Genomic DNA, 21,723 nt, shown 5'->3' with positions numbered 1-21,723 from the left:
GAACAGGCGGTCACGTTTAAACGGAATGGGTGGTCACGATGGGCCGGAATATGCAACTCACACTGTTTTTGATCGAAGGCATACCGCAGCACGCCTTTAACAGCTTCGGTTGCAAGCCCTTGATTCCAGTATCGCCTCGCTAATCGATAACCGAGGTTGATCTCCTCAACCCCTCCGACTAGCTCCGGCCCAATACCACAGAAACCAAAAAGTTTTCCCGACCTCTTCTCAGTTAATGCCCATGGACCCATACCATGGGATGCGTAACATTCCTGGCACCAACCTATAAATTTGCGGGTAGCTTCTTCATCACAAACCCCTCGAACGGAATACCTCATGACCTCAGGGTCACTCAGTATCTCAGTGAGCGCGGGAATATCTTGATGGGATAGCTGCGTTACGATTAGTCTTTTCGTTTGAAACACATACACCGTGTGTACCTATGATTGGAATTTTTAAAATTGGCCCTCAGGAACCGTCGAATTCTACCAGTCTTACTGCAACATTGGCGTGGCGTGCTCCTGATGTACTTTCGTGGTGCGAGCCAAACAAATGGACCCACTGTCCTTTTTCCAGCAATAACTCCCCACTTCCCGAGCTTTGTCCGCTGCTTGTCGTATGTGTACCCGTATAGTTGAACGAGAACGTGTCGGATGAGTCTTTGATTGGGCTGAATTCATACCCCATGGTGACGTAATCGGACGCGACGAAGCCGTTATCTTCAGTAAACACAGCCGTTTTCACAACACTCGACTCCTGCAAAAAATCTGACAGCAATACGGACGGATGACCATTCGGCTTGACGGCTTCGCATTCGCAGTGCCGGATTTCCAAAACCAAATGCTTGCTGCCAATGTAGGCCTCAGGAGTGGCATTTTCGGCCAGCGTGAAGGCGGGAAGTACAGAAAGGCCGGTTAGAAAAAGCGGCAATAAAATTCTTGGCATCATTGGCATAGAACCTCCATCTTGAGATGCTTTAATGTTAAACGAACTGAGTGACGGTGATGACCATTTGATTCGCATTCCGTTGACGACATTATTACACATGGAGCTACTGTTCGAGGTCGCGCACTTCACCTGCCGTCATACCACAAAACCATTTGCAGTATAATGAAGTTACTGAGCGGAGCGGCTTTCTAAGTTTTACAGTATGGCAATGACCGATCAGGCTGCCAGATGCCGCTTTACGCGGCTCCTTCGTCACCACCGTGCTTCGTCAAACAGACTAAGGAGAGCTGATGTTGGATTTAGCTAATGTAGTTCCGTGGGGGCGATCGCTAAAGGAATATCAGGCGATGTTTGAGCTATCGAATGATGACCTGAACAAGAAAATTCTGGGTTGCGGCGATGGCCCGGCCAGCTTCAATGCTGAGGCGACAGAGGTAGGATGCCAAGTCATCTCATGTGATCCGGTATATCAATTCAAGGTTGCTGAAGTGCGTCACCGAATTGGCGAGGTGTACCCGGAAATCATGGCCAAGATGCAGCAGGCCGCAGACAGTTATGTTTGGGACTCATTCAATAGCGTTGAGCATCTTGGCGAGGTTCGGATGGAAGCTATGTCGCGGTTCCTGTCCGATTTTGATGCTGGTTACCAACAAGGACGGTATGTGTCGGCGTCATTGCCTATGCTGCCATTCTCTGACTCCAAGTTTGATCTGGCACTCTGTTCTCACTTTCTTTTCCTTTACAGTGATCATTTAGATCGGGCGGCCCATCTGGCATCAATGCGGGAGTTATGCAGAGTTGCCTCTGAGGTTCGCGTCTTTCCAGTTGTCTCGCTGGACGGAAAAACCTCAAAGCACCTTGATTCGGTCATGGCGGGACTATCCGCTGACGGAATCGCTGTCTCGTTGCAGCCTGTTAGCTATCGTTTTCAAAAGGGCGCTACTGAGATGTTGGTGGCAAAATCGGCATAACCATTGGCTGTTGTCGGACGACCCTACGGGTCACTTCGGCACGTTCCAAATCTAAGTTTTAAATTTACAGAGTGAGATCTCTCATGGGGTTGAAGGGAAGCTGTTTGTGTGGCGAGATAAGTTACGAAATCGACTCAGTGGATATGCCAATCGTGCATTGCCATTGTCAGACTTGTCGTAAAGCCCATGCTGCACCGTTCGCCTCCACTGCGGGAGTAAAGCGCGAGAATTTCCGTTGGCTCAGAGGTAAGCGTTCTATTTCTACGTTCGAATCATCCCCTGGAAAATTGCGCCATTTTTGCAAACGCTGTGGTTCCCATTTGGTGGCTGAAAGGCCTGCGCAACCCCACGTCATTGTTCGGGTAGCTACTCTGGACTATGATCCCGGTTTAAAACCAGAGGCTCATATTTGGGTGTCGCACGACGTGCCATGGCTTGAGTACGATAGGGCCTGTAAGCATAGAGAGTGGCAAGACGACATTTAACAAATCAATCGAGTTTCCGGCATGAAGGCCTGCCACCGGATGCCCCTGCCGGGGCGGCGCTTATTTGTGGCATCAACTGGGAGGGAGCCCATGAATCAGAGTCTTGCGGATGAGCTGGTCATGATGCTGTTAGAAGACCAGCGATTGTTACAGCGACTCTTCGATTCCGGCGAGTTACCGTCGGATTCCTACCATCCCCGACTGAAAGCACTGCACCAGCGCAACGCCTCCCGCCTGAAGGAAATCATCAGGGCTCACTGCTGGCCTGGTATTTCCTTGGTCGGAGAGGAAGCCTCCAAAGCCGCCTGGCTGGTGGCTCAGCATTCGGTGTCCGAGGCCGGGTTCATGGCGGAATGCGTTCACTTGCTGGAGGAAGCCGTTGCGAAAGACGACGCCGAGGGTTGGCAGTTGGCGTTTCTTCAGGATCGGGTGCGGACGTTAGCCGGCGAGCCACAATATTACGGCACCCAGTTTGATGTTGATGAAAACGGGTGGCCAACACCGTTTCCCATCAAAGATCCCGCCTCGGTTAATGAGCGCCGTGCGCAACTTGGACTCGATTCCCTGGAGGAGCGTTTAGGACAAATGACTGAGCAGGAACGGAAGCGACGTGCCAACAGCCAGCACGCCAGTTAACCAAGCGCGGCACTTGGTCGCCTTCGTCTCCATTTTGCTGCGTCGCGCTCGCCGGAACACTTTTTGCGCCTGTTCGAGGTTAGAAGCTGAATGAGCGAAAGAAGATTGAGCTACATATACAGTTTCAAGTGTGGAGATGAGCTTGAGCACTTCGACAAACTACCTGACTATGAGCAAGCCAATATCGAACGATACATTGTACAAGTAATCAGCGATTCTTTTGTTAAACCTGCAGATGAAGACTATGTGACTGCTCGGTTACTGGCAAAAAAAGGAATGCATCGCGCTTTTTTTTGGGCTGCGTGTCAAGCGCTTGAAAAATACCTCAAAGCTTTTCTTTTAATGAGGGGTGCTTCGGTTAATCGCTTCAGAGGTCATCCGATTGCCGATTTATACTCTGAAGCGTGCTCAGTAGATGCTGAGCTCTTAACCGTTGACACGAGTTTCCATCCAGCAATTAAGATTCACCAAAACGTCTCTGAGTCCATTGAAGGGTTATCTGTAGCTCAATTCATCAATGGCATTGAAATGCAGGGAAGTCCCGACAACCGCTATAATTCGTTTGGAGTCAACTTCAACACAGGCTATTTATTTGCGCTTGATAGCTTTGTTTTTGGCTTGCGGCAGCGGATCGGCGTGCCCCCGATAGAAGAAACTCTCAGAAAGTTTGATCAGGATCTTGTCGAGGGATTCAACTTGTACAACCCATGGTTCGCTCCTGTGCACGTGGATCTTGCCGAAGTCCCCAATAAAGATTTCAATCTGCGCATATCTGGCTCTGTCCCAACCCTGGACATTCTCACCGGTCCATATGCGCCAAATGGATCCCGATTTGTGTTGCGATGGCTTGACAAAAAAATGAAATTGCCCAGGAAAACCAAGCAGCATTTGAGCAAGGGCTAATGGGCTCACAGTGATACGCGGCTAACGAGTCAAATCGTACTAACGCAGATATGAGCCAGCTCCATCAGTGGCGGGGGAATGAATGGAAGTTAAGTGTATTGCGGGGTTTGCGTCAATTACTAAAGATTCTGCGGCGAGTGCGTCTTTGTATGAGGGTGCGCGAGGCTTGCCGCTAGAAAAGATGGACGATTATCGTTTCATGGATAGGTTCCCCGGAGCGCATCATTTCGGGGTATGACCCCTCTCTATGGCGGCCCAGTCTTGTTTTGGGCAGGAGGAATGGCCTGACCATGTTCCTGAGCCGACAGCTACAATTGAATTTGAGTTGGCGGACGCGGCTGCAGTGGACGCGGCATTGAAAGAAATGAAGGAAAGGGGTCAGGAATTCGTTCATGAAACCCGGACTGAACCCTGGGGGCAAACAGTCGCAAGGTTTATGAGCCCTGAGGGTGTGTTGGTTGGCCTGAGTTATGCGCCATGGCTTCATGAATAAGAGCTTAACCACATAGCGTTACGCCGACTGGCTTTTCAGCTGATTCTCCAAGGTTAGCCGGTTCCGCTTTGCGACAGTTTGTACCCTTTTAGGGCCTCATTGGGGGAAGCTCAGATCGTTTACTGGGAGCTTGCCAATGATAAGTTACCAACTTTATTACCATGATTTTCGAGGGGTTTTGCTCTGGATCCTTCGAAAGTTACCAACTTTATTTATCTTTATGGTTGATTAATTACTGTAAAATTGAGCTTGGGAAGGCATTTTGTTACCAACTTTATTCCGATCCTACAGAGCCTCCGTCATGCCTGCCGCATGTAGAGGCCTGAGATACCAATTTTCTAAGGGACCAATCGAGCGGGCTGGGTCGGATCAAAGTCCACCCAGTCCCCCTTTTCGATGCTGCCCTGGGCTTCCTCGACATCAACACTATCGTGTTTCCGGAGTAGCTGAATAATGGCGTCCTTGTTGCTTTCGCCCACTTCAGCAGCAACGTACATGCCGGACTCCCGGTCTACCAGTGATTTATCGGCCTGCTGCTCTGGAGCGGTTTCTTCCTGTTTGTCCGTGGAAGTAACGGCCCCGGCAAGAGAACCGGTATAGGCCCCAACACCGGCCCCGATGCCTGCTCCGATGGGGCCACCAACAGACCCTACGGCAGCGCCTGCAGCGGCGCCTGCTCCGGCCCCTGCCAGAGCGCCTTTGCCTGCGTCAGATGCGCCCGGGGAGGCTTCTTTATCCCCACCCAAGGGCAGTTTGTGGTGCTGGCCGTCCGGGTTGACGTGGAACACCGAGATCTTGCTCCTGCTGATACCGGTATTCTCAATGGCCTGGGCGATTTGCTCGGCATGTTCATGGACGTCCACACGCCCGGCGATGATGAGTCCCATAGTCATTCCTCCTGTAAGGTATGCCTGGACGATTTTATTAGTCTCTTAATAACCATAGCATATGCAGTATTAGCCGGAATTACGGGGCCGCAACACGTGGGCCGGGTGATTCTGGCAACCCATGTCCGCTCAGTGTCGTAGGGATTGGTAGCAACCTCGCAAAAAACCAGAGTACGATATTATGAAAAACCTGATAGCCGCAGTGATATTCATTTCAACCGTTTCATTAGTCACCGGCTGCACTGGCCTGCCCGACGATATCAAACCGGTGACCGGGTTCGACAAGGACCGATATCTTGGTACCTGGTATGAAATTGCCCGCCTGGACCATTCCTTTGAGCGAGGGTTAAGCCAGGTTTCTGCGGAATACATTCTGAACGACGACTGCAGCATTAAAGTCATCAACCGCGGTTACGACCAGGCGGATGCTGAATGGAGCGAAGCCGACGGCCGGGCCGTGTTTGTAGGGGATGACGACGTTGGCCACTTGAAAGTGTCATTCTTTGGCCCCTTCTATGCCTCCTATGTCATTTTTGAGCTTGATCAGAACGAATACTCCTATGCCTACGTAACCGGCTACAACCGGGATTACCTGTGGTTCCTTTCACGAACACCTCAGGTCACCGGTGAGGCCCTTGATGCCTTCCGCGAGCGGGCAGAGTCTGAAGGTTTTGATCTGGAGGAATTGATCGTGGTGGATCAGCCCCAGCTCTGATCATCCGCCCCAAAAGTGCACTGAAAGCGGGCAGAAGGGGTTTGAAAAATCTGCCCTTTTACCTGTTTTGTGCATTATGCACACCATCAAACCGAGGCAGTCTGTGTTTCAGCGGGCTGATCGGCCTATGGCATGAAGGTTGCGATCTTCTGGCGGAACTCTGTACTCACGTTAGGGAGAGATGGCGATGAGCCTCAAGGCAACCTCAGAGATTACCCCCGAAGAACAGGATTATCCCCTCAGTGCCGTGCCCATGGACCAGCGCAAGAGCGTCTGGTCCATGGGCCTGGTATTGCTTGGTTTCACCTTTTTCACAGCCACCATGTGGGCCGGTGGCAGTGTGGGTGTGGCGTTCGATTTTCCCACCATGCTGATGGTGCTGATTGCCGGCAACCTGTTGCTGGGAACCTACGCCGCCATTCTGGGTTACATTGCGGCCAAATCAGGCCTCAACACCGCATTGATGAGCCGTTTTACCTTTGGCGAGCTGGGCAGCAAGCTGTCGGACGTCATTCTCGGGTTTACCCAGATTGGCTGGTACGCCTGGGGTACGGCCACCATGGCCATTCTTCTGGTGCGACTGACCGGCATGCCTGAAAGCCTGACCATCCCGTTGATGGTGGTGTTCGGCTTTGGTTTCTGTGTGACTGCGTTTATCGGCTACCGGGGCCTGGAGATGCTTTCACGTTTTGCGGTGCCCGCCATGATCATTCTGGTGGCGGTGAGCATGACCATCGCAACCTCCGATGCCGGCGGACTGTCCGGACTGCTGGCCATTTCTCCCACTGAGGACATGACGATCGCGGCCGCCATCACCCTGGTCTTCGGTACTTTTGTCAGTGGCGGTACCCAGGCCACCAACTGGACCCGCTTTGCCCGCTCCGGCAAGGCTGCGGTGATCGCGACACTGCTGGCCTTTTTCCTGGGCAATGGCCTGATGACGCTGATCGGCGCCTTCGGGGCACTGGTTTACCAGCAGGCCGATATCGTTGACATCATGGTGGCTCAGGGCCTGGCGACCCTGGGTATTCTGATGCTGTTTCTGAACCTGTGGACCACCCAGGACAACACGGTCTACAACTTTGCGGTGGCCGGCTGCAACCTGCTGCGTACCCGCCGGCGTAAAATGGTGACCATTGGCGGCGCGGCCATTGGTACCGGGCTGGCCGTGCTGGGAATGTATCAGTGGCTGATTCCTTTCCTGGTTCTGCTGGGTACCTTTATTCCGCCTATTGGTGGGGTGATCATGGCCAGCTATTTCATCGGCTATAAACGCCAGTATCCTGCTCTGGATGAGGTGACACTGCCGGCGTTCAACGTGCCCGGGCTGGCGGCTTACGGCATTGCATCGGCGGCGGCCTACACTTCACCCTGGATTGCGCCTATTGTCGGGGTGCTGGTGGCAGCGGGCAGTTTCGGTCTGTTGCTGCTGGTCAGTGAAGCGGTTCGCGAACCCAGAGCATGGGGGCGGCCTGAGTGGCATTGCGGTGTGTTGAGATACCGCAGCTTCCCGGCCTGGAGTCCATTGAGCTCCGGGGCGGGGTTGCGGCAGCCGGTAATCCGGTGCGATGGCCCTATGTAGCGGAGAATCGTTCGTTCAGCCCCTGGATCAAGGGTGGTGAGCTGGTTTTTGTAACGGGTATCAGCCGTCATCGCAGCCCCCAGAATCTGGCGGAATGCCTGTACGAAGGCAAGGACTGCGGCATATCCGGGCTGGTGGTGCTCACCGGTGACGCCTACATCGGCCAGCTGCCGACTACCCTTGTGCGTCTGGCCGATGAATTGTCGATTCCGTTATTTGAGCAGCCTTACTCGCTTCCCATGATTGAAGTGACGGAAGTCATCGCCAGGGCCATTCTGCGATCGGAGCAGAAAGATAGCCGGGGACCCGCAGCCAATACCATGACCAGGGCGGTTGCCGAAACGGTAGGCACGGACACTCTGGACGAGTTCATCCGCAGATATGGTCCACTGGATACAGACGCCCTTAGGGATGTCGCGGATTTGCTGAACGCCTGGCTGGCGCATCAGGGTAATTATCACGCCATGGCCGAGGCACTTCACTGCCACAGGAACACGGTTCGCAACCGGATGAACCGGCTGAACGAGCGGATGTCAGCTCAAGACGACCCGGCAGAGAGTTTCGAATCCCTGTTACTGGCCCACCTTTTGTTACGGTCCTAGCGGCCGACAGCTAACTTTCCAGGAGTTTTTATGACCACGAATCTGACCGCCATCGTCAATGCCCGGCTGCAAGGCCGTGATGGTTTGCACTCACTCACCGTGCAGGCCGGCAAGTTCGGGGTCATCACCCCTCAGGCCACGTCCGTAGTAGCCGCTGAGAATGAACTGGATGCGGCCGGTAATCTGGTGGCACCAGCGTTTGTTGAACCCCACATTCATCTGGACGCGGCCATGACCGCCGGCGAGCCCCGCTGGAATCAAAGCGGTACCCTGTTCGAGGGCATCGAGTGCTGGGGCGAGCGCAAAGCCACCCTGACCCGGGACGATGTTATCGGCCGGGCTGAACAGACCCTGAAGCTGTTTGCCGCCCACGGCATTCAGTATGTGCGCACCCATGTGGATGTCACCGATCCGCAGCTGACCGCGCTAAAGGCCATGCTGGAAGTGAAGGAACGGGTGGCCGGTTATGTGGACCTGCAGATTGTCGCCTTCCCCCAGGAAGGCATCTGGTCGTTCCGCAACGGTAAAGAGCTGATGGAAGAGGCCATCCGCCTGGGTGCCGACGTGGTGGGCGGGATTCCCCATTTTGAGCACACCCGGGATTATGGCGCGGATTCCGTTCGCTGGCTGGTGGAGCTGGCCCACAAACACGACCGGCTGGTGGATGTTCACTGCGATGAAATTGACGATCCCCAGTCCCGTTTCCTGGAAGTGCTGGCGGCCGAAGCGCTGCGGCTTGATTACGGCTCGCGGGTAACTGCCAGCCACACCTGTGCCATGGGCTCCTACGACGATGCCTACTGCAGCCGCCTGTTCCGCCTGTTGAAGCTGTCCGGCCTGCGGTTTCTCTCCATGCCTACCGAAAGCCTGCACCTGCAGGGCCGCTTCGACAGCTACCCCAAGCGCCGGGGCCTGACCCGGGTGCCGGAGCTGCTGGACGCAGGGCTGAAGGTGGCCTTCGGCCAGGACTCTATCCGCGACCCCTGGTACCCCATGGGCAATGGCAACATGCTGCGTACCCTGGATTCCGGCCTGCACGCCTGCCACATGCTGGGTATGAACTGGATCGAGCGATCCCTGGAACTCATCACCGACAACGGCGCAGCTGCATTGAACCTGCAGGACTATGGCATTGCCGAGGGCTTGCCGGCCCGCTGTATCGTGCTTCAGGGTGAGACGCCTTACGAAGTGTTGCTGGGCCAGAAGCCGGTGAAGGCATCGGTGCGGGATGGGCGGGTGCTGGTTGACCGGCCGGTGGAGGCGCCTTTGGCGGGGTTGAATCTGGGTTGAGGTATCACTAAGGGAAGAAGACCAAGGACTGGATTTTGATGTAATGAAACATACGGCTATTGCAGTTGGTCGTGTGGCGCGGAACAGGGACCGATTCAGGGCCAGTAAGATGTTGGTTGAATGGCGACCCTCATTACTACTACGGGCGGACCATGCTGGAGGCCGGTGCTCATGGGATACCAGGTGGGACATCAGCAACCGGGCAAGCTCAGTCATCAGGACCTGGAAAAGATGCTCGCCTTCTTCAGGTCCGCTTCGGAGAAGGGCGAGCCTATCGCCCGATACCTGCTCGGTTCCAGCAAAGTGAACGACGCTGACCCCGACAATGATATGGCGGGTATTCGCCTTTTACGCATGGCCGCCGAGCAGGGCGTTGGTATGGCCTACAACCAGCTGGAGCAGTCACGTTAACCGCACCACCTGACCATCTTAGTGGCTTTACGGAAATGGTCAGTTAGTGCAAAAGCCGGGAAGCAAAGTCCAGAATCTTCTTGTGCTCTTCATAGGCAACCAGTTCTATGCCTTCACCTGCGAGGTTTAGCCTGGCTTCTTCGAAAGCCTCCTGGCGATGGTCTCCAGCTCTAGCCTCCTCGGGGCCTTTTACCGGAAACAACACTGGGCCATGAAGTAGTTGCCGCTTCCTGAGCTGTTCGACCTTGAGTCGCCACTGACCACTGTGCTCGATGATGGCGGTTGAATCGGCCTGGCCGAGAAATAATGGTTTGATCACCCTCACAGCCCTGTGATCTTGCTCCTCGACAAAGGGGAAGGAAACACCGTAAACCTTGTCCTCAACTTTCCGCCTTTGATATCGTTTGCCAAGGTTCTCCTGGTCCAGCAGGCGTTTGATGTTCTTCTCCATCAGCCCTTCCTGATATTCCTTGGTCACGAAGTTGCGGCCAACGTAATGGTCATAAAGGGCAGTGAGCGTTTCCGTCGGATTTTCACTCAGAATGGCTCTCTGCTCGCTGAACCGGACAATGGTTTCGCGAGGGCGAATGATTTCTTCAAAAATGCCCTTATGGAAGCCATACTCGAGATTCGCACTGGCCGTTACTGCAGCACCTTCCTGCAGAAGCCTCTCGATCCGGTGCAGCTCCGCATCCAGGTTCGCCATGGTCTGCAGGTAGACCTGTTTATCCAGCTCTTCGAAGAATTGAGTGATTCGCCCGTACTTTCGTCGCAGAAGCTTGAATAACAGGGTTTTCTGCCTGGGTATCCACAGCAAAACGCCAACATTGGCAAACTCGCCGGTTTCGACGTATGGCATGAACCGCACAATGGCGTAGTTACAAGCAAACCTAGTCATTTCCAGTTCCAGAAGTCATCGCTAAGACAACGTAACAGCTGCGTTTCAAGCTCATCAGTACTCAAGCCAAGCTCAATCGTCATCTCAGGGTCAATATAAAACCACTCTTCCGGTATCCCGGCAATGATTGAATCCCAGTCGGAGAGTGCTTTGGTCATTTTGTCAGTGTAGATCTGGCGTTCAACCAAGTCATCCGCAATATCCGCAGCCACGTCGTGGAAGATGTGGTCACGGAAAAAGGTTTCTGCAGTAACCTCGGGGTCGAAGGCCTGATTGTGATCGATAACGACCAGTTCCCGTTTGCCTGGTTCCCAGAACAGGTTCGGGTTACCACCGTTCTCAGAAAAGCACCGGTCGCCGTTTGCAATCCACCAGTCAAAACACAGAAGTGCTTTCCTGGTCTCTACCGGAACCTCTCGAATCTGAGGGACGGTTATTTCCGTGAGGCGTTTCTCTACGGAGCCAAAGACGGGGCCAGCACCAAGATCTCTTGCATGGCCGGGAGGCAGCACCTCCAGAATTTCATCCGGCACGTTTACAATTCTGAATGGAGCAACAGGTATACCGAAGAGCAGTGCCAGGTTTCCCGAAATCCATTCTTTGATCTGACTGTCCCGACCTGCGCCAATACCTTTTACAAAGTAGAAGTTGTCGTCGTCGCCCCGGCAAATGAAGGGTTCGGTCATCCCGTGTTCCGACCGACGGATGACCTCTACGATTTCAACGGTGGATAAGGCCTTGGTCACTGAGGGTGTTGTCCTTGCCCCATATTCCATGACGCTGTAAGCGCCGCGGTGTTCCGCAAACAGAAAAGCCCCAGGGGCTCGGCACACCCTCGGGATAGTTGAGAGAGGCTTACTGCCAAGGGGCGGATGTGCTTTGAAGTCTGATAGGGTGTGGGGTGGTTGTCAAACAGGCCTCGGAGAAACTACTCCATGAATGTGAGTGACAACCAACGGCCCAGACCCTGAGCAACAGACGCGGTTAGTAAATTTCTCCCCGCCAGCCTGTCTCGAGAATCCAGACAACAAGATCCTGATCTATGACTTCATAAACGATCCTGAAATCGCCCAACCGGTATCGATAGCGATTGGAATAGCCCTGCATGGTTTTGATATTAGGGCCAGTTCTGGGACTGGCTTCCAGGTATTTGAGTTTGCTGAGAACCCGCTGGCGCATAACCGGGTCTATTTTTCTGATGGCTTTTTCTGCTTTTTTTGAGAAGCGCACGGTATACATCAGCGCTTCTCCTTCATTAGTTCGTCCAGCGTTTTCAGCTTTTTGACGTCTTCAGTGCGGGCTTTTTCGATGGCAATTTCGGTGTGCTCTTTGCGGGATTTTTCCGTATCCCGGGGCTGCCTGTTCCGTGGCATGACTACTCTTCTTTAAGATCGTCCAGTGTGGGGGCGTTGGGGTCATAGGGTTCATCAAGGTCGTTATCGAGTTCGTCCTCTCGTTCCGCAACTTTCTTGAGGAAGAACGCATAGGCATCGGGCTGGATGATAACGCCGACAACCTTGCCCAACTCATCCTCGATGATCAGGTCTTCGCCTTCCAGGGGATCCGGATTCCTGATCTTATCCAGCAAGCTGGCCGGTAGTTCACTGCTTTTGACCTTCATAGTGTTGTCCTTGTCTATGAGGGGTTGGTGATTCATGCCAGCCATCTGGTGTTACAACTGGCAGTGCGCAGTATACCTTTGGGGTAAGCGCCTTGATGTGCGTTTTCTCACCCGTTTCTCCCCCGCATTAGCTGACACAACCGCCACAGGGATGTAGTGCTGCATCCGAATCATGACGACACCGTCTTGCGGGTCTTCTTCACCGGCTTCACTGCCGCCCGCTCCGCCTTGATCCTCTCCAGCAACGCCTCCGCACTGTTCTCCCCGCTGATCAGCGTCGGGTTATCCTTGCGCCATTGCTCGGTGAGTTCGCCCCGGAACGCCTTGGCCAGAATGGACTGGGTGAGGTTGTTGACGCGTGCCAGAGCGTTGGTGACCTGTTGCTCGATGCGGTCGGCGTGGGCGAAGAGTTGGTCTACTCGGCGGACGATTTCGGTTTGCTCATCTTGCGTAGGTAATGTGATTTTTAATGCGCGTATAGATTTCGCATTGATATTGGGCTGAGTTATTGCAGTAGAACTTAGCCCCATCTGTTGTTGGGCGTCGGGAGAAGTTAGCGCATAGTAGATGAAGCGCTTGTCGACCGATGGTTTTAATCGGAACCTGATAAGGTAAGCGCTGGGAATTGCGATATAGTCTCCCTCGAAGAGGGCCATCACGCCAATGCTACCCGTTCGAGTTATGAGTAGGTCACCAGGGATTAACTTGAACTGGTCCAGTTTTTCGGGGGCGACTTCGACCTTTGGAGTTTCGGGCGAAATCCTGATTGTTCCATTCTTCATGTCCGTTGTTCTAATAGTAGGAACGCCAGAGTCACCCTTTGTGTAATCATTTTTGCTAAATCTGGGCCCGTAGAACGAGCTTTCGATCACTTCGTCGAGTTCCCTTGTATTCCCCGGAGCTATAGCATTTTGTTCTCTCCACTCCTCCGTCAACCGCCCACTCACCGCCGCAGCCAGCACGGACTGGCGGAAGCGTTTGAGGATTTGCGGGATGCGTTCGAGGCGGGCTTTGGTGTTTTCCACCTGGGCCAGCAGGGTGTCGAGTTTGTCGGCGATGACTTTTTGTTCGGCGGCAGGCGGTAACGCTATGGGGAAGGATTCTACAAATGCTCGCGGAACCCGACGCAGTCCCACAGCCCCGGTCATGTTTTCTGCGCCCTGCTGCATAAACGACTGAGTTTTGATGATTGCAAAGAGCAGGCTTGGAGAAATTTCTTTGCTGGTCGGCCTGAGGACGTAGAATTCCGAACTTCCTGCCCCAATTCCGCTTGGCATATCGCGCACAATGGCTGCTTTGCCATTCTCGAAGCAGGGAGTCACCTTGGCGAATATGACATCGCCATCAGCGAAGTTGGTATAGGACTTTTTAATTTCGCCCCACACCTTTTCTTCGTGCTGTAACGCACCGTGATAATCGGTAGGAGCCAGTGCCATTGGAACAAAGCCCGCCGTTTGCTCAGCGCTGGCGTCATTCTTGGGATTGAGTACAACAATATCTGCGAGCGAGCACCGTGCCCAACTCTCTGGAGCGTGATCGGTTTCCTTCACGCGTCACCCTCCAGAGCTGTGACTAATGCTTCCAGTTCACCCAGTGCAGCCTTGAGCTCCCCCATCGCCTCACCCGCCAACACACTCGGCTCCGGCAGATTGGCGGCATCCACACTGTCGCTGTCCTTCAGCCAGGAAATATCCAGCGAGTCGCCCTTGTGCTCGGCAATCCACTGGCGGCTGAAGCTGCGCCAGCGGCTGTGAGCCAGGCGTGGGTCGACACCTTCGTTCTCTTCGCTGTGTTCGGGCAATTCAATGTCTTCGGAGTGGAAGCTGTATTCGCCTTCGGTGCGCTCACTGTCACCGTTGGGGCTATCTCCATAAACCGTTTCAAATGGCTTCAGGTGCTGGTCACCAAACGGCGTGCGTTTGCCAAAGTTGGTCATGTTGGTGCGCAGGTCATAAACCCAGACGTTCTCGGTGCAGTTCTCTTCCTGGTACTTGTCCGCCGCGCTGCCTTTGTTGAAGAACAACACATTGGTTTTCACGCCCTGGGCGTAGAAGATACCGGTGGGCAGGCGCAGGATGGTGTGCAGGTTGCACTTGTTCATCAGGTCCCGGCGCACGTCGGTGCCTACGCCGGCTTCGAACAGCACGTTGTCCGGTAGTACCACAGCGGCACGGCCGCCGGGTTCGAGGTTGCGGTAGATGTGCTGCAGGAAGGCCAGCTGTTTGTTGTTGGTTCTGTAGGTGAGGTCGTCCCGGGTGATGCTGGCGTCGCCGCCCTTGCTGGTGCCGAAGGGCGGGTTGGCGAGGATCACGTCGGCCTTTTCCAGCCCGGCGCCGGTCTGGCCCAGGGCGTTGCCCAGGTGCACCACGCCTTCTTCATCGCCTTCCATGCCGTGCAGCAGGCAGTTCATCAGGGCCAGACGGCGGGTGCTGGGTACCAGCTCGATACCGATGTAGGCCTTGGTAGTCTGGAAGGTTTTCACTTCGTCCTTGAGTTCGTACAACTCGTCGGTCTGGCTTTTGATGTATTCGTGCGCGGCAATCAGAAAGCCTGCCGTACCTGCGGCCGGGTCCTGGATGATTTCACCGGGCTGCGGTTTCAGGCAATGCACCATGGTGTTGATCAGCGCACGAGGTGTGAAGTACTGGCCGGCACCGGATTTGGTTTCGTTGGCGTTTTTCTCCAGCAGACCTTCGTACAGATCCCCCAGGCCGTCTTTCTGGGCGCTGAACCAGTCGATCTGATCCAGGGTTTTGATCATCTGTTCCAGGTGGCGCGGCTCCCGCAGGCGGGTCTGGGCATCTGCGTAGATCGCGCTGATCAGTGGGTCGTCGTGCACTAGGGTACCGTCGCCGTCCTTGCCGGTGGACAGGCTGAGCAGGATGCGTTTGTAGTCGTTCAGCAGGTTGATGCCGGATTTGCTGTTCAGGTCGGTCCAGCGGCAGCCCTCCGGCAGCGGGTGCTTTTTCAGGGTGCCGGCTTCGGTATTCTCGTGCACCATCTTGATAAACAGCAGCAGCACCAGTTCGGTGACGTAGTCCGAGTAGTTGATGCCGTCGTCCCGCAGCACGTCGCAGAGATTCCAGAGCTTCTGGACGATGTCGTTGTTGGTCATGGGTGCTTCCGGTTGTTTTTATGCGCGCTCAAAGAACAGGGCCATGAGCGGTGAATTGATGTAGAAATTGCTGCGCCCTACTTTCTTTTTATCCAGCAGGCCGATACTGACCAGTTCATCCAGATATTTGGTGGCGGTGATTCGGCTTACCGCCAGATCATCCATTACGAAGTCGATTTTGGTATACGGGTGGTTGAACAGGTTGTTCAGCAACTCCTGGCTGTAGATCTTCCGGCACTCGTCCCGCATGCGGTGCTTGGTATGCTGCATCAGCTCACGAATCTGGCTGATCAGCGTAATGGTTTGTTGAGCGGTTTGGGTGACGCCGTCCAACATATAGAGTAGCCACGGTTCCCAGTTTCCGGTATCGCGAACGGCCTGCAGTTCCTGGTAATAACCGGCCTTGGTCTGGATCAGATAGCGGCTGAGATACAGCACGGGCAGATCGAGCAGGTCTTTGGAAACCAGGTAGAGCATATTGATGATTCGCCCGGTTCTGCCATTGCCATCGTAGAACGGGTGAATGCTTTCGAACTGGTGATGGATGATAGCCATTTTCACCAGCGGGTCAGCATCGCACAGTTCGTCATCATTGATGTAGGCCACCAGATTGGCCATCAAATCCTCAATGTCCCGGGCTGACTGGGGCGGTTCATACACCACCTCGCCGGTTGCCTGATTCTTCAGGGCGGTACCTGGAAGTTTACGCAGACCCGCCCGGTTTTTCTCCAGAGTTTCCTGGATCAGCAGGATGTCATTCAGCCGGATCAGGCGAGACTTTCTGACGCTTCGGAAACCGGCCCGTAGTGCCGTTGCGTAGTCCTGAACCTCCTTGGTTTCCGGCGACACACTGGCTTCATCTGCCACGACGGCCTGATAAAGGTCGTCCTGAGTCGTGATGATGTTTTCGATTTCGGAGCTGTGTCGGGCCTCCTGCAAGGTCAGCGTATTGATCAGTATTTCTTCATTGGGAATGGTCGCGGCTACCCCTTTGAGCTCTGCCAGATAACGATGCGCCGCCGCCGCTTTTTTCAGCACAGTGCGGGTTTCCCATTGCTCGAGGTGTTTCAAGGGTAAGGTCGGCAGCACAAAAAGTCCCTTTCTCAATTCGTGTATAGAAAAACAAGAAATTTATACATGTCTTAGTGGATATGCAAAGGAAACTGTACTTTTCTATGTATATCGAGCTGCCTATGTATAGATGACTGGAAAATCTATGGGTACTGCTCAGGCCATCAAGGCTGAGCTATGTCGAAAAAACCGCAAAAAATCGACATAGATCGACTCTATGTCGATGCCGTAAACATTGCTTGATCAGACACTCTTCAGGCAGTCTGCTCTGGCCACATGGCCTCATTCAGTTCCTCCAGCACCGTATCCAGCTGTGCCCCCAGTACCTTGTCCATCTGCTTCGCCCCGCCGTCATCGGCAAAGCGATGGTTCACAAATTCCCGGTCGATGATGACTTCGTGGACCAGCTGTTTGGCCAGGCGCTCCAGCCACCGGCGCTGGTTGGGGGTCCAGCTGTGCTGGGTGTAGATGCTGTCCATGGCTTCCGCCACCCGCTGCTCGAAGGGAATCAGCGCTTCGCCCAGGGCGGCGCGGCGGATGTAGCCGATGATGCTGGCGGCGATGTCCTTGTTGGTCTGGTTACGCAGCGCGCTTTGCAGGCGGGCTTCGGAATAGCCGTGGTTGTCCAGCAGCAGTTTTACTTCCCGCAGCTGTTCACGGGTAAGGTCCCGGGGTTTGTTGACCACGACGGCCAGTGCGGCGGACTGGTTGAGCTGGTCTTTGATGAACCGGTTGAACTCGTCCAGGTAGTCTTCGGGCTTGTCGTACTGGCCGTAGTTCTGGCCTCGGTAACGTAGCTCATCATCGTGGTCGGAGATCAGCGGCATGGAGTCGCTGCCAACCAGATGTTTCACCTCTGCTAGCTGATAAATCAGGCTGCTGTGCTGCTTGAGGAATGCCGAGGCTTGCCGTGGGCCGAGCTTATGCAGGTGCTGGTGTAAGGATTTGGGCTCCACGCCCCAGCTCTGGTTCAGTTCGTCCAGCTTCTGTTTCAGTTGCGGGCGATTTTCCGCTTTGTTGTCGGCCTTGCGCAGCACCCGCATGAGTTTCTGGCTGAGCTGACTGAGCACCACATCTGCCTGGCTTTCATCAGGCTGTTCGCCAGGACTTGCGAGGGCCTTTTCCAGCTGGTCGTCGTCGGTGAGCTCGCCCACCAACTGCTCCAGGGTGATGTTGGGGTCTTTCACCAGGGGCTTCATGGTGTTCACATCCTGCAGGGCGGCGTAGATGTCTACCGGGTCGTAGATGCGGAACACCGTCTTGCCGATCTCATCGCAGCGGCGGGTGGCGCGGCCGATCATCTGTTCGTACAGAATGCGTGAGCGTATCCGACGCATGAACACCAGGTTACAGATGCGCGGTACATCGATGCCGGTGGTAAGCAGGTCCACGGTGATGGCGATGCTGGGGTAACGCTCGTTCTTGTAGCGGCGGATAAGCTGAGCCACCTTGTCGCTCTGGCCGGTGATCTTGGCCACGGCGGCTTCGTTGTACTGGCCGTTGTAGAGGTCCTTGAAGGCCTTATCGAGCTGGCTCTTTACGATGTCCGCATGCAGGTCGGTAGCGCAGAAGATCAGGGTTTTCTCGTCGCCGAAGGGGTCCAGTTCCTGCACCAGCTGTTCGCAGATCACCCGGTTGAAATTGTCGTTGATGACGCGGCGGTTGAAGGCATCCACGTCAAAATTGAGTTCGTCCTCCAGTTCGGTGGTGTCTACTTCACCGGTTTTCCGGTTGATCACTTCCACCGGCTTGCCCTTTTCGAAGGTAATGCCGTTCTGGGTCAGCAGGGTTTCGTAGCGGATAGGCGGTTCGTGGTCGATCAGCCAGTCGTCCGCCACCGCTTCCCGGTAGGAATAGGTGTACACCGGTTTGCCGAAAATCTCGCTGGTGTGTTTTGCCGGTGTAGCGGTCAGGCCGATTTTCACAGCGTCGAAGTAATCCAGCACGCGGCGGTAGCTCGACAGGTACTGGCCGGTATCCCGTGTGGCCAGTTCGCCGTCGGTCATTTCCTGGTCCAGAGTGTAGCCCCGGTGGGCTTCGTCGATGATGATGCAGTCGAACCGGTCGATGGGCGGCGGTGTATCGCTCATGAAGATGCGCTTGACCATGGCCTGCACCGTGGCCACCTGAATACGGGTTTCCGCTTCGGCAGCCATATCGCCCAGTTCGGCGACGTTGTAGATTTTGCTCAGGGTCAGGCTTTGGTCCAGGGGCGCTTCGTTGAAGGCGTCGATGGCCTGCTGGCCGAGGGCGGTGCGGTCCACCAGGAACAGAATGCGGTGGAAGCGTTCGGCTTTCAGGAACCGGTACATCAGCCCGATGATGGTGCGGGTTTTGCCAGTGCCGGTTGCCATGGCGAGCAGGGCGGTACGCACACCCCGGGCCAGGGCGTGTTCGGTGGCGGCAATGGCCTGCTGCTGGTAATCCCGCAGTTTCAGGTAGCCGAAGGGCTCTTCTTTCAACAGCTTCTCAGCGTTTTCCTTGTCCCGCTCCAGCAAACTCAGCAGGCCGCCGGGGGTGTGGAACTTCTGGAGGTCACGGCTGAGATTGCTGGGCTCACGCACGTCCCGGAACCATGTACCGGACTGCTCCGCCAGTTGCGGTACATGGGGCCGGCCGTTGCAGGAGTATACGAACGGCACATGGTAGTGATCACTGTCGTCGGCGGGCCAGGCGATGGTGCGGCCCATTAGCTCCCAGGCACCCACTAACGGTGCGTCTACTCTGAAGCCTTTGCTGTAGCGTTCGGCCTGGCGGATTTTACCCGCAACGTTGGTGTTCTCTTTTTTGGCTTCTACCACTGCGATGGGTGTAAGGCCTGCAAACAGCACGTAATCGGCTCTGCCCTTCTCGCCGTTGTGGTTGGTGGGCCATTCGGCAATCGCGCGATAGGTACCTTTCTCCGGGCGGGCGCCTTTCTGGAAGGTGATGTCCTGGCTGTCCGCTTCCCAACCGGCTTCCTGCAATTGCTGATCGATGAGAATGCGGGTGAGCTCTTCGTTCAGTACCAGAGTATCGGTGGCCGCCTTGGTTTGTTTGGCCATCTGCTGGCGCTGCTGGTTAACGGTTTGCTCACTCTGCTCCGCGAGCTGTTGTTGCAGGGCTTTGATTTTCTGTTCGTAGGCCTGTTGCTGCTGAGCCAGTGCCTGTTCGTGCTGGCGGGCCTGCTCGGCCAGGGCACGGGACTCTTCGTCCATGGCCAGGGCAAGTGCTTCGTACTCGGCTTTTTCTTTCTCGATGAGCTGGCTGAGTTGCTGGCTGCTGTCCAGCTCCATGTTGGCCTGCTGCAGATCGTGGCGGAGCTTCTCGATGTCAGTGTGCAGCTGGCGCAGCTGCATGCTGGGGTCCGCTGGCGGCACAAAGGGGCCAGGCTTGAAGCTGGCACCGGCTTTGCTCAGGGATTTATGGAACCAGACCGCAAGATCCCGGGCGAGCTTCAGGCCGTTCATTGCTTCACGGTGCCTGGTGCGGAATTGATGAGTGGCCTTGTTGCCCTCGATGCGCAGACTGTGAAACAGCTCTTTGATCTGCGGCTCCAGCCGCAATTCCCGGTTCAGGCGGTACAGCAGTTCGGACTGGCTGGTCTGATCATCAAACTCAACACCGGAGCGGGCGGCCAGGTGCTGGGCCAGGGCCTCGCCCAGCTGGCGTAGTTTGATCAGGGTGGTGTTGGGATCGCTGGCGAAGGCACGTTCGGCGGTGCCGGCAAGCTCCACGAAAAGCGGGTCGTGTTCCGAGAGAAAGCCAAAATTTGCTGATGGATGACTGCTTTCCTGCACGAACTGCTCCCAAGCCTCAGCTTTTTATTGGATTTTCTGAGTGTCCATTATTGCCACCGGACAGTAACTGTCGCAACTCAGGACCTGTGTTTTATGGTCAGACTTCGGTAGGCTGAGCGCGTTTTCAGGGATTTTTTTCAGACCACAGGGAGGTCCTCACAGTGCTATATCATAGTCAATCCGAAGTCAGGCTTGCAGTTACCCGGTTTATTGAAGTCGCATACAACACAGACGGAGAAGTAACGACACGTTTGCTGAAATCCGCTGGGCCGGTAAACATTGCCGTTGACCAGCACGGAAACGCGTCAATGAGTGGCAACGCCGGAAGGCTGACTTTCAGTGCTTCAGGCGCTCTTCAGGAATTGGGAATGCAGCTGCGGATAGCTGATGTTTCACTGAATTTGGCCGACGACGGGATGCTCGAGTTTACGGCAAACTTCCGCTTTCTCCGCGCAGCCAGCGCAAGCACCCGAGGACGAATTGATATCGATAAGCTGATTACAGCTTGCTCGGGGTTGCTTTGTCAGGCAGCAAGAGCTCTGCAAGGTGCAGGGAAAGCCAGAGATCGGCAGTTGCAGGAGGCACTGCAGTGAAGCCTGAACGTCTGATCTTATTTGCCGTGATTGCAGTAACGTCCGGGTTGGCAGGTTGCGCAGCAAATTCTGTGGACTCAGATACTGCGTGGGATAGATACCTCGAGTTCGAGGCGGCCCTTGATAATCAGGGGATGGAGCTGGACTTCAAACCATATTTTACTGAGCATGCCTACGCTGATGTTGAAGAGGCATCGGCAGAAGATCTCCCCTACGTAAAAGGCATGCTGGCCTATCCTTTGTATTTCGATGAAACCTACGGTCACGCAGAAAAAGGCGATGTCGAACGGCGGTGTCTTACAGTGAACGGTCAGACATCCCGGGGAGACACCGGCAGTTTGTCGATTGAGTTTGTTCAGCAGAATGGCCTGAAGATGAACGATGCCAATATGCTGTTTGTGGACTCCCTGGATGAGTTGCCCGGGGAAGCCCAGTGCCCTGAGGAAACCCGTTTCTGAAGTGAGAATGATGAGCCGCGGTTCTATCCCGGGTCACTCCCGAACCGGGGCCCTTTGCCACTAGATGCAAGCAAGTGCCCCCATGCCGGATTACCAGCTGATCTTCCGCACCACTCCTGTGCAGTATCACTTCCATAGGCTGGGGACGAACTGGATTGAGCGATCACTGGAGCTTATTACGGATAATGGTGCTGCGGTGTTGAACCTGCAGGACTATGGCATTGCCGAGGGCCTGCCGGCCCGCTGTATCGTGCTTCAGGGCCAA

23 protein-coding genes and 2 pseudogenes are annotated in these 21,723 nt (G+C 54.9%); 14 read left to right on the top strand and 11 right to left on the bottom strand.

Going from position 1 to position 21,723, the window contains the following annotated elements; all coding sequences use genetic code 11:
• The coding region (locus AAC035_RS05150) for a GNAT family N-acetyltransferase (protein WP_339800817.1) at positions 1-425 on the bottom strand (425 nt) is incomplete at its 3' end.
• 43 nt (positions 426-468) lie between these two features.
• Positions 469-954: a hypothetical protein gene (locus AAC035_RS05145; RefSeq protein ID WP_206853115.1), complete on the bottom strand. Its 486-nt coding sequence runs from the start codon at positions 952-954 to the stop codon at positions 469-471.
• 284 nt (positions 955-1,238) lie between these two features.
• On the opposite strand from AAC035_RS05145, the gene AAC035_RS05140 reads away from it, so the two are divergent.
• The 5 genes from AAC035_RS05140 (at position 1,239) to AAC035_RS05120 (ending at position 4,436) form a co-directional block, all read left to right on the top strand.
• On the top strand, positions 1,239-1,919 hold the full coding sequence (locus AAC035_RS05140; protein WP_278350838.1) for a class I SAM-dependent methyltransferase: 681 nt from the start codon (positions 1,239-1,241) through the stop codon (positions 1,917-1,919).
• An 83-nt stretch (positions 1,920-2,002) separates the two neighbouring features.
• Positions 2,003-2,404 carry a GFA family protein gene (locus AAC035_RS05135; protein WP_081698919.1) on the top strand — a complete coding sequence of 134 codons (402 nt, stop codon included), beginning with the start codon at positions 2,003-2,005 and terminating at the stop codon, positions 2,402-2,404.
• A gap of 90 nt (positions 2,405-2,494) precedes the next feature.
• The gene (locus AAC035_RS05130; protein ID WP_091706200.1) at positions 2,495-3,040 is read left to right on the top strand and encodes a DUF6624 domain-containing protein; all 546 of its coding nucleotides are present in this window, start codon (positions 2,495-2,497) and stop codon (positions 3,038-3,040) included.
• A 90-nt stretch (positions 3,041-3,130) separates the two neighbouring features.
• Positions 3,131-3,943: a HEPN domain-containing protein gene (locus tag AAC035_RS05125; protein WP_023008423.1), complete on the top strand. Its 813-nt coding sequence runs from the start codon at positions 3,131-3,133 to the stop codon at positions 3,941-3,943.
• A 247-nt stretch (positions 3,944-4,190) separates the two neighbouring features.
• Positions 4,191-4,436, top strand: coding sequence for a VOC family protein (locus AAC035_RS05120; protein WP_023008422.1), 246 nt, complete (start codon positions 4,191-4,193; stop codon positions 4,434-4,436).
• A gap of 338 nt (positions 4,437-4,774) precedes the next feature.
• On the opposite strand, the gene AAC035_RS05115 is transcribed toward AAC035_RS05120, so the two are convergent.
• Positions 4,775-5,323, bottom strand: coding sequence for a hypothetical protein (locus AAC035_RS05115; RefSeq protein ID WP_339800797.1), 549 nt, complete (start codon positions 5,321-5,323; stop codon positions 4,775-4,777).
• Positions 5,324-5,504: 181 nt separating this feature from the next.
• Between AAC035_RS05115 and AAC035_RS05110 the strand changes: the two genes are divergently transcribed.
• The 5 genes and pseudogenes from AAC035_RS05110 to AAC035_RS05090 all read left to right on the top strand — a co-directional run bounded on the left by AAC035_RS05110 (position 5,505) and on the right by AAC035_RS05090 (position 9,923).
• Positions 5,505-6,038 carry a lipocalin family protein gene (locus AAC035_RS05110; RefSeq protein ID WP_339800794.1) on the top strand — a complete coding sequence of 178 codons (534 nt, stop codon included), beginning with the start codon at positions 5,505-5,507 and terminating at the stop codon, positions 6,036-6,038.
• A 187-nt stretch (positions 6,039-6,225) separates the two neighbouring features.
• A pseudogene (gene codB, locus AAC035_RS05105) lies at positions 6,226-7,476 on the top strand (cytosine permease); the annotation flags it as partial.
• Between the two features lie 38 nt (positions 7,477-7,514).
• A complete protein-coding gene (locus AAC035_RS05100) occupies positions 7,515-8,222 on the top strand; it encodes a PucR family transcriptional regulator (RefSeq protein ID WP_339800791.1) in 708 nt (235 codons plus the stop codon).
• Between the two features lie 30 nt (positions 8,223-8,252).
• Positions 8,253-9,512 carry a cytosine deaminase gene (gene codA, locus AAC035_RS05095; RefSeq protein WP_339800788.1) on the top strand — a complete coding sequence of 420 codons (1,260 nt, stop codon included), beginning with the start codon at positions 8,253-8,255 and terminating at the stop codon, positions 9,510-9,512.
• 171 nt (positions 9,513-9,683) lie between these two features.
• Complete coding sequence (locus AAC035_RS05090; protein WP_339800785.1) at positions 9,684-9,923, top strand: hypothetical protein; 240 nt, start codon at positions 9,684-9,686, stop codon at positions 9,921-9,923.
• Positions 9,924-9,966: 43 nt separating this feature from the next.
• On the opposite strand, the gene AAC035_RS05085 is transcribed toward AAC035_RS05090, so the two are convergent.
• Positions 9,967-10,821: a DUF3037 domain-containing protein gene (locus AAC035_RS05085; protein ID WP_339800782.1), complete on the bottom strand. Its 855-nt coding sequence runs from the start codon at positions 10,819-10,821 to the stop codon at positions 9,967-9,969.
• The gene (locus AAC035_RS05080; RefSeq protein WP_339800779.1) at positions 10,818-11,597 is read right to left on the bottom strand and encodes a HipA family kinase; all 780 of its coding nucleotides are present in this window, start codon (positions 11,595-11,597) and stop codon (positions 10,818-10,820) included. The genes AAC035_RS05085 and AAC035_RS05080 overlap by 4 nt, the downstream gene beginning before the upstream one ends.
• 169 nt (positions 11,598-11,766) lie before the next feature.
• Here AAC035_RS05080 and AAC035_RS05075 point away from each other — a divergent pair, with 169 nt between their 5' ends.
• Positions 11,767-12,042, top strand: a complete 276-nt coding sequence (locus AAC035_RS05075) for a hypothetical protein (protein WP_339800776.1) — start codon at positions 11,767-11,769, stop codon at positions 12,040-12,042.
• Positions 12,043-12,059: 17 nt separating this feature from the next.
• Here the strand turns inward: AAC035_RS05075 and AAC035_RS05070 are convergent, their stop codons facing one another.
• The 6 genes from AAC035_RS05070 to hsdR all read right to left on the bottom strand — a co-directional run bounded on the left by AAC035_RS05070 (position 12,060) and on the right by hsdR (position 20,407).
• Positions 12,060-12,194 (bottom strand): hypothetical protein, encoded by a 135-nt coding sequence (locus AAC035_RS05070; RefSeq protein WP_339800774.1) that lies wholly within the window; start codon positions 12,192-12,194, stop codon positions 12,060-12,062.
• Between the two features lie 2 nt (positions 12,195-12,196).
• Positions 12,197-12,442: a hypothetical protein gene (locus tag AAC035_RS05065; RefSeq protein WP_339800768.1), complete on the bottom strand. Its 246-nt coding sequence runs from the start codon at positions 12,440-12,442 to the stop codon at positions 12,197-12,199.
• A gap of 170 nt (positions 12,443-12,612) precedes the next feature.
• Positions 12,613-13,992 (bottom strand): restriction endonuclease subunit S, encoded by a 1,380-nt coding sequence (locus AAC035_RS05060; RefSeq protein WP_339800766.1) that lies wholly within the window; start codon positions 13,990-13,992, stop codon positions 12,613-12,615.
• Entirely contained in the window at positions 13,989-15,557 is a 1,569-nt protein-coding gene (locus tag AAC035_RS05055) for an N-6 DNA methylase (protein WP_339800764.1), read from the bottom strand. Before AAC035_RS05055 ends, AAC035_RS05060 begins: the two co-directional genes overlap by 4 nt.
• Positions 15,558-15,575: 18 nt before the next feature.
• Positions 15,576-16,646 (bottom strand): Fic family protein, encoded by a 1,071-nt coding sequence (locus tag AAC035_RS05050; protein WP_339800761.1) that lies wholly within the window; start codon positions 16,644-16,646, stop codon positions 15,576-15,578.
• Between the two features lie 236 nt (positions 16,647-16,882).
• Positions 16,883-20,407: a type I restriction-modification system endonuclease gene (hsdR, locus tag AAC035_RS05045; protein WP_339800759.1), complete on the bottom strand. Its 3,525-nt coding sequence runs from the start codon at positions 20,405-20,407 to the stop codon at positions 16,883-16,885.
• Positions 20,408-20,715: 308 nt separating this feature from the next.
• On the opposite strand from hsdR, the gene AAC035_RS05040 reads away from it, so the two are divergent.
• The 3 genes and pseudogenes from AAC035_RS05040 to AAC035_RS05030 form a co-directional block, all read left to right on the top strand.
• The gene (locus AAC035_RS05040) at positions 20,716-21,000 is read left to right on the top strand and encodes a hypothetical protein (protein ID WP_339800757.1); all 285 of its coding nucleotides are present in this window, start codon (positions 20,716-20,718) and stop codon (positions 20,998-21,000) included.
• A gap of 71 nt (positions 21,001-21,071) precedes the next feature.
• On the top strand, positions 21,072-21,458 hold the full coding sequence (locus AAC035_RS05035) for a hypothetical protein (protein ID WP_339800754.1): 387 nt from the start codon (positions 21,072-21,074) through the stop codon (positions 21,456-21,458).
• 64 nt (positions 21,459-21,522) lie between these two features.
• Positions 21,523-21,723: pseudogene (locus AAC035_RS05030) on the top strand (hypothetical protein); the annotation flags it as partial.

It is taken from the genome of uncultured Marinobacter sp. (assembly GCF_963974375.1).
Lineage (GTDB): Bacteria > Pseudomonadota > Gammaproteobacteria > Pseudomonadales > Oleiphilaceae > Marinobacter.
Note: the sequence above shows the minus strand (reverse complement) of the source record. Positions and strands in the feature narration are given on the sequence as shown.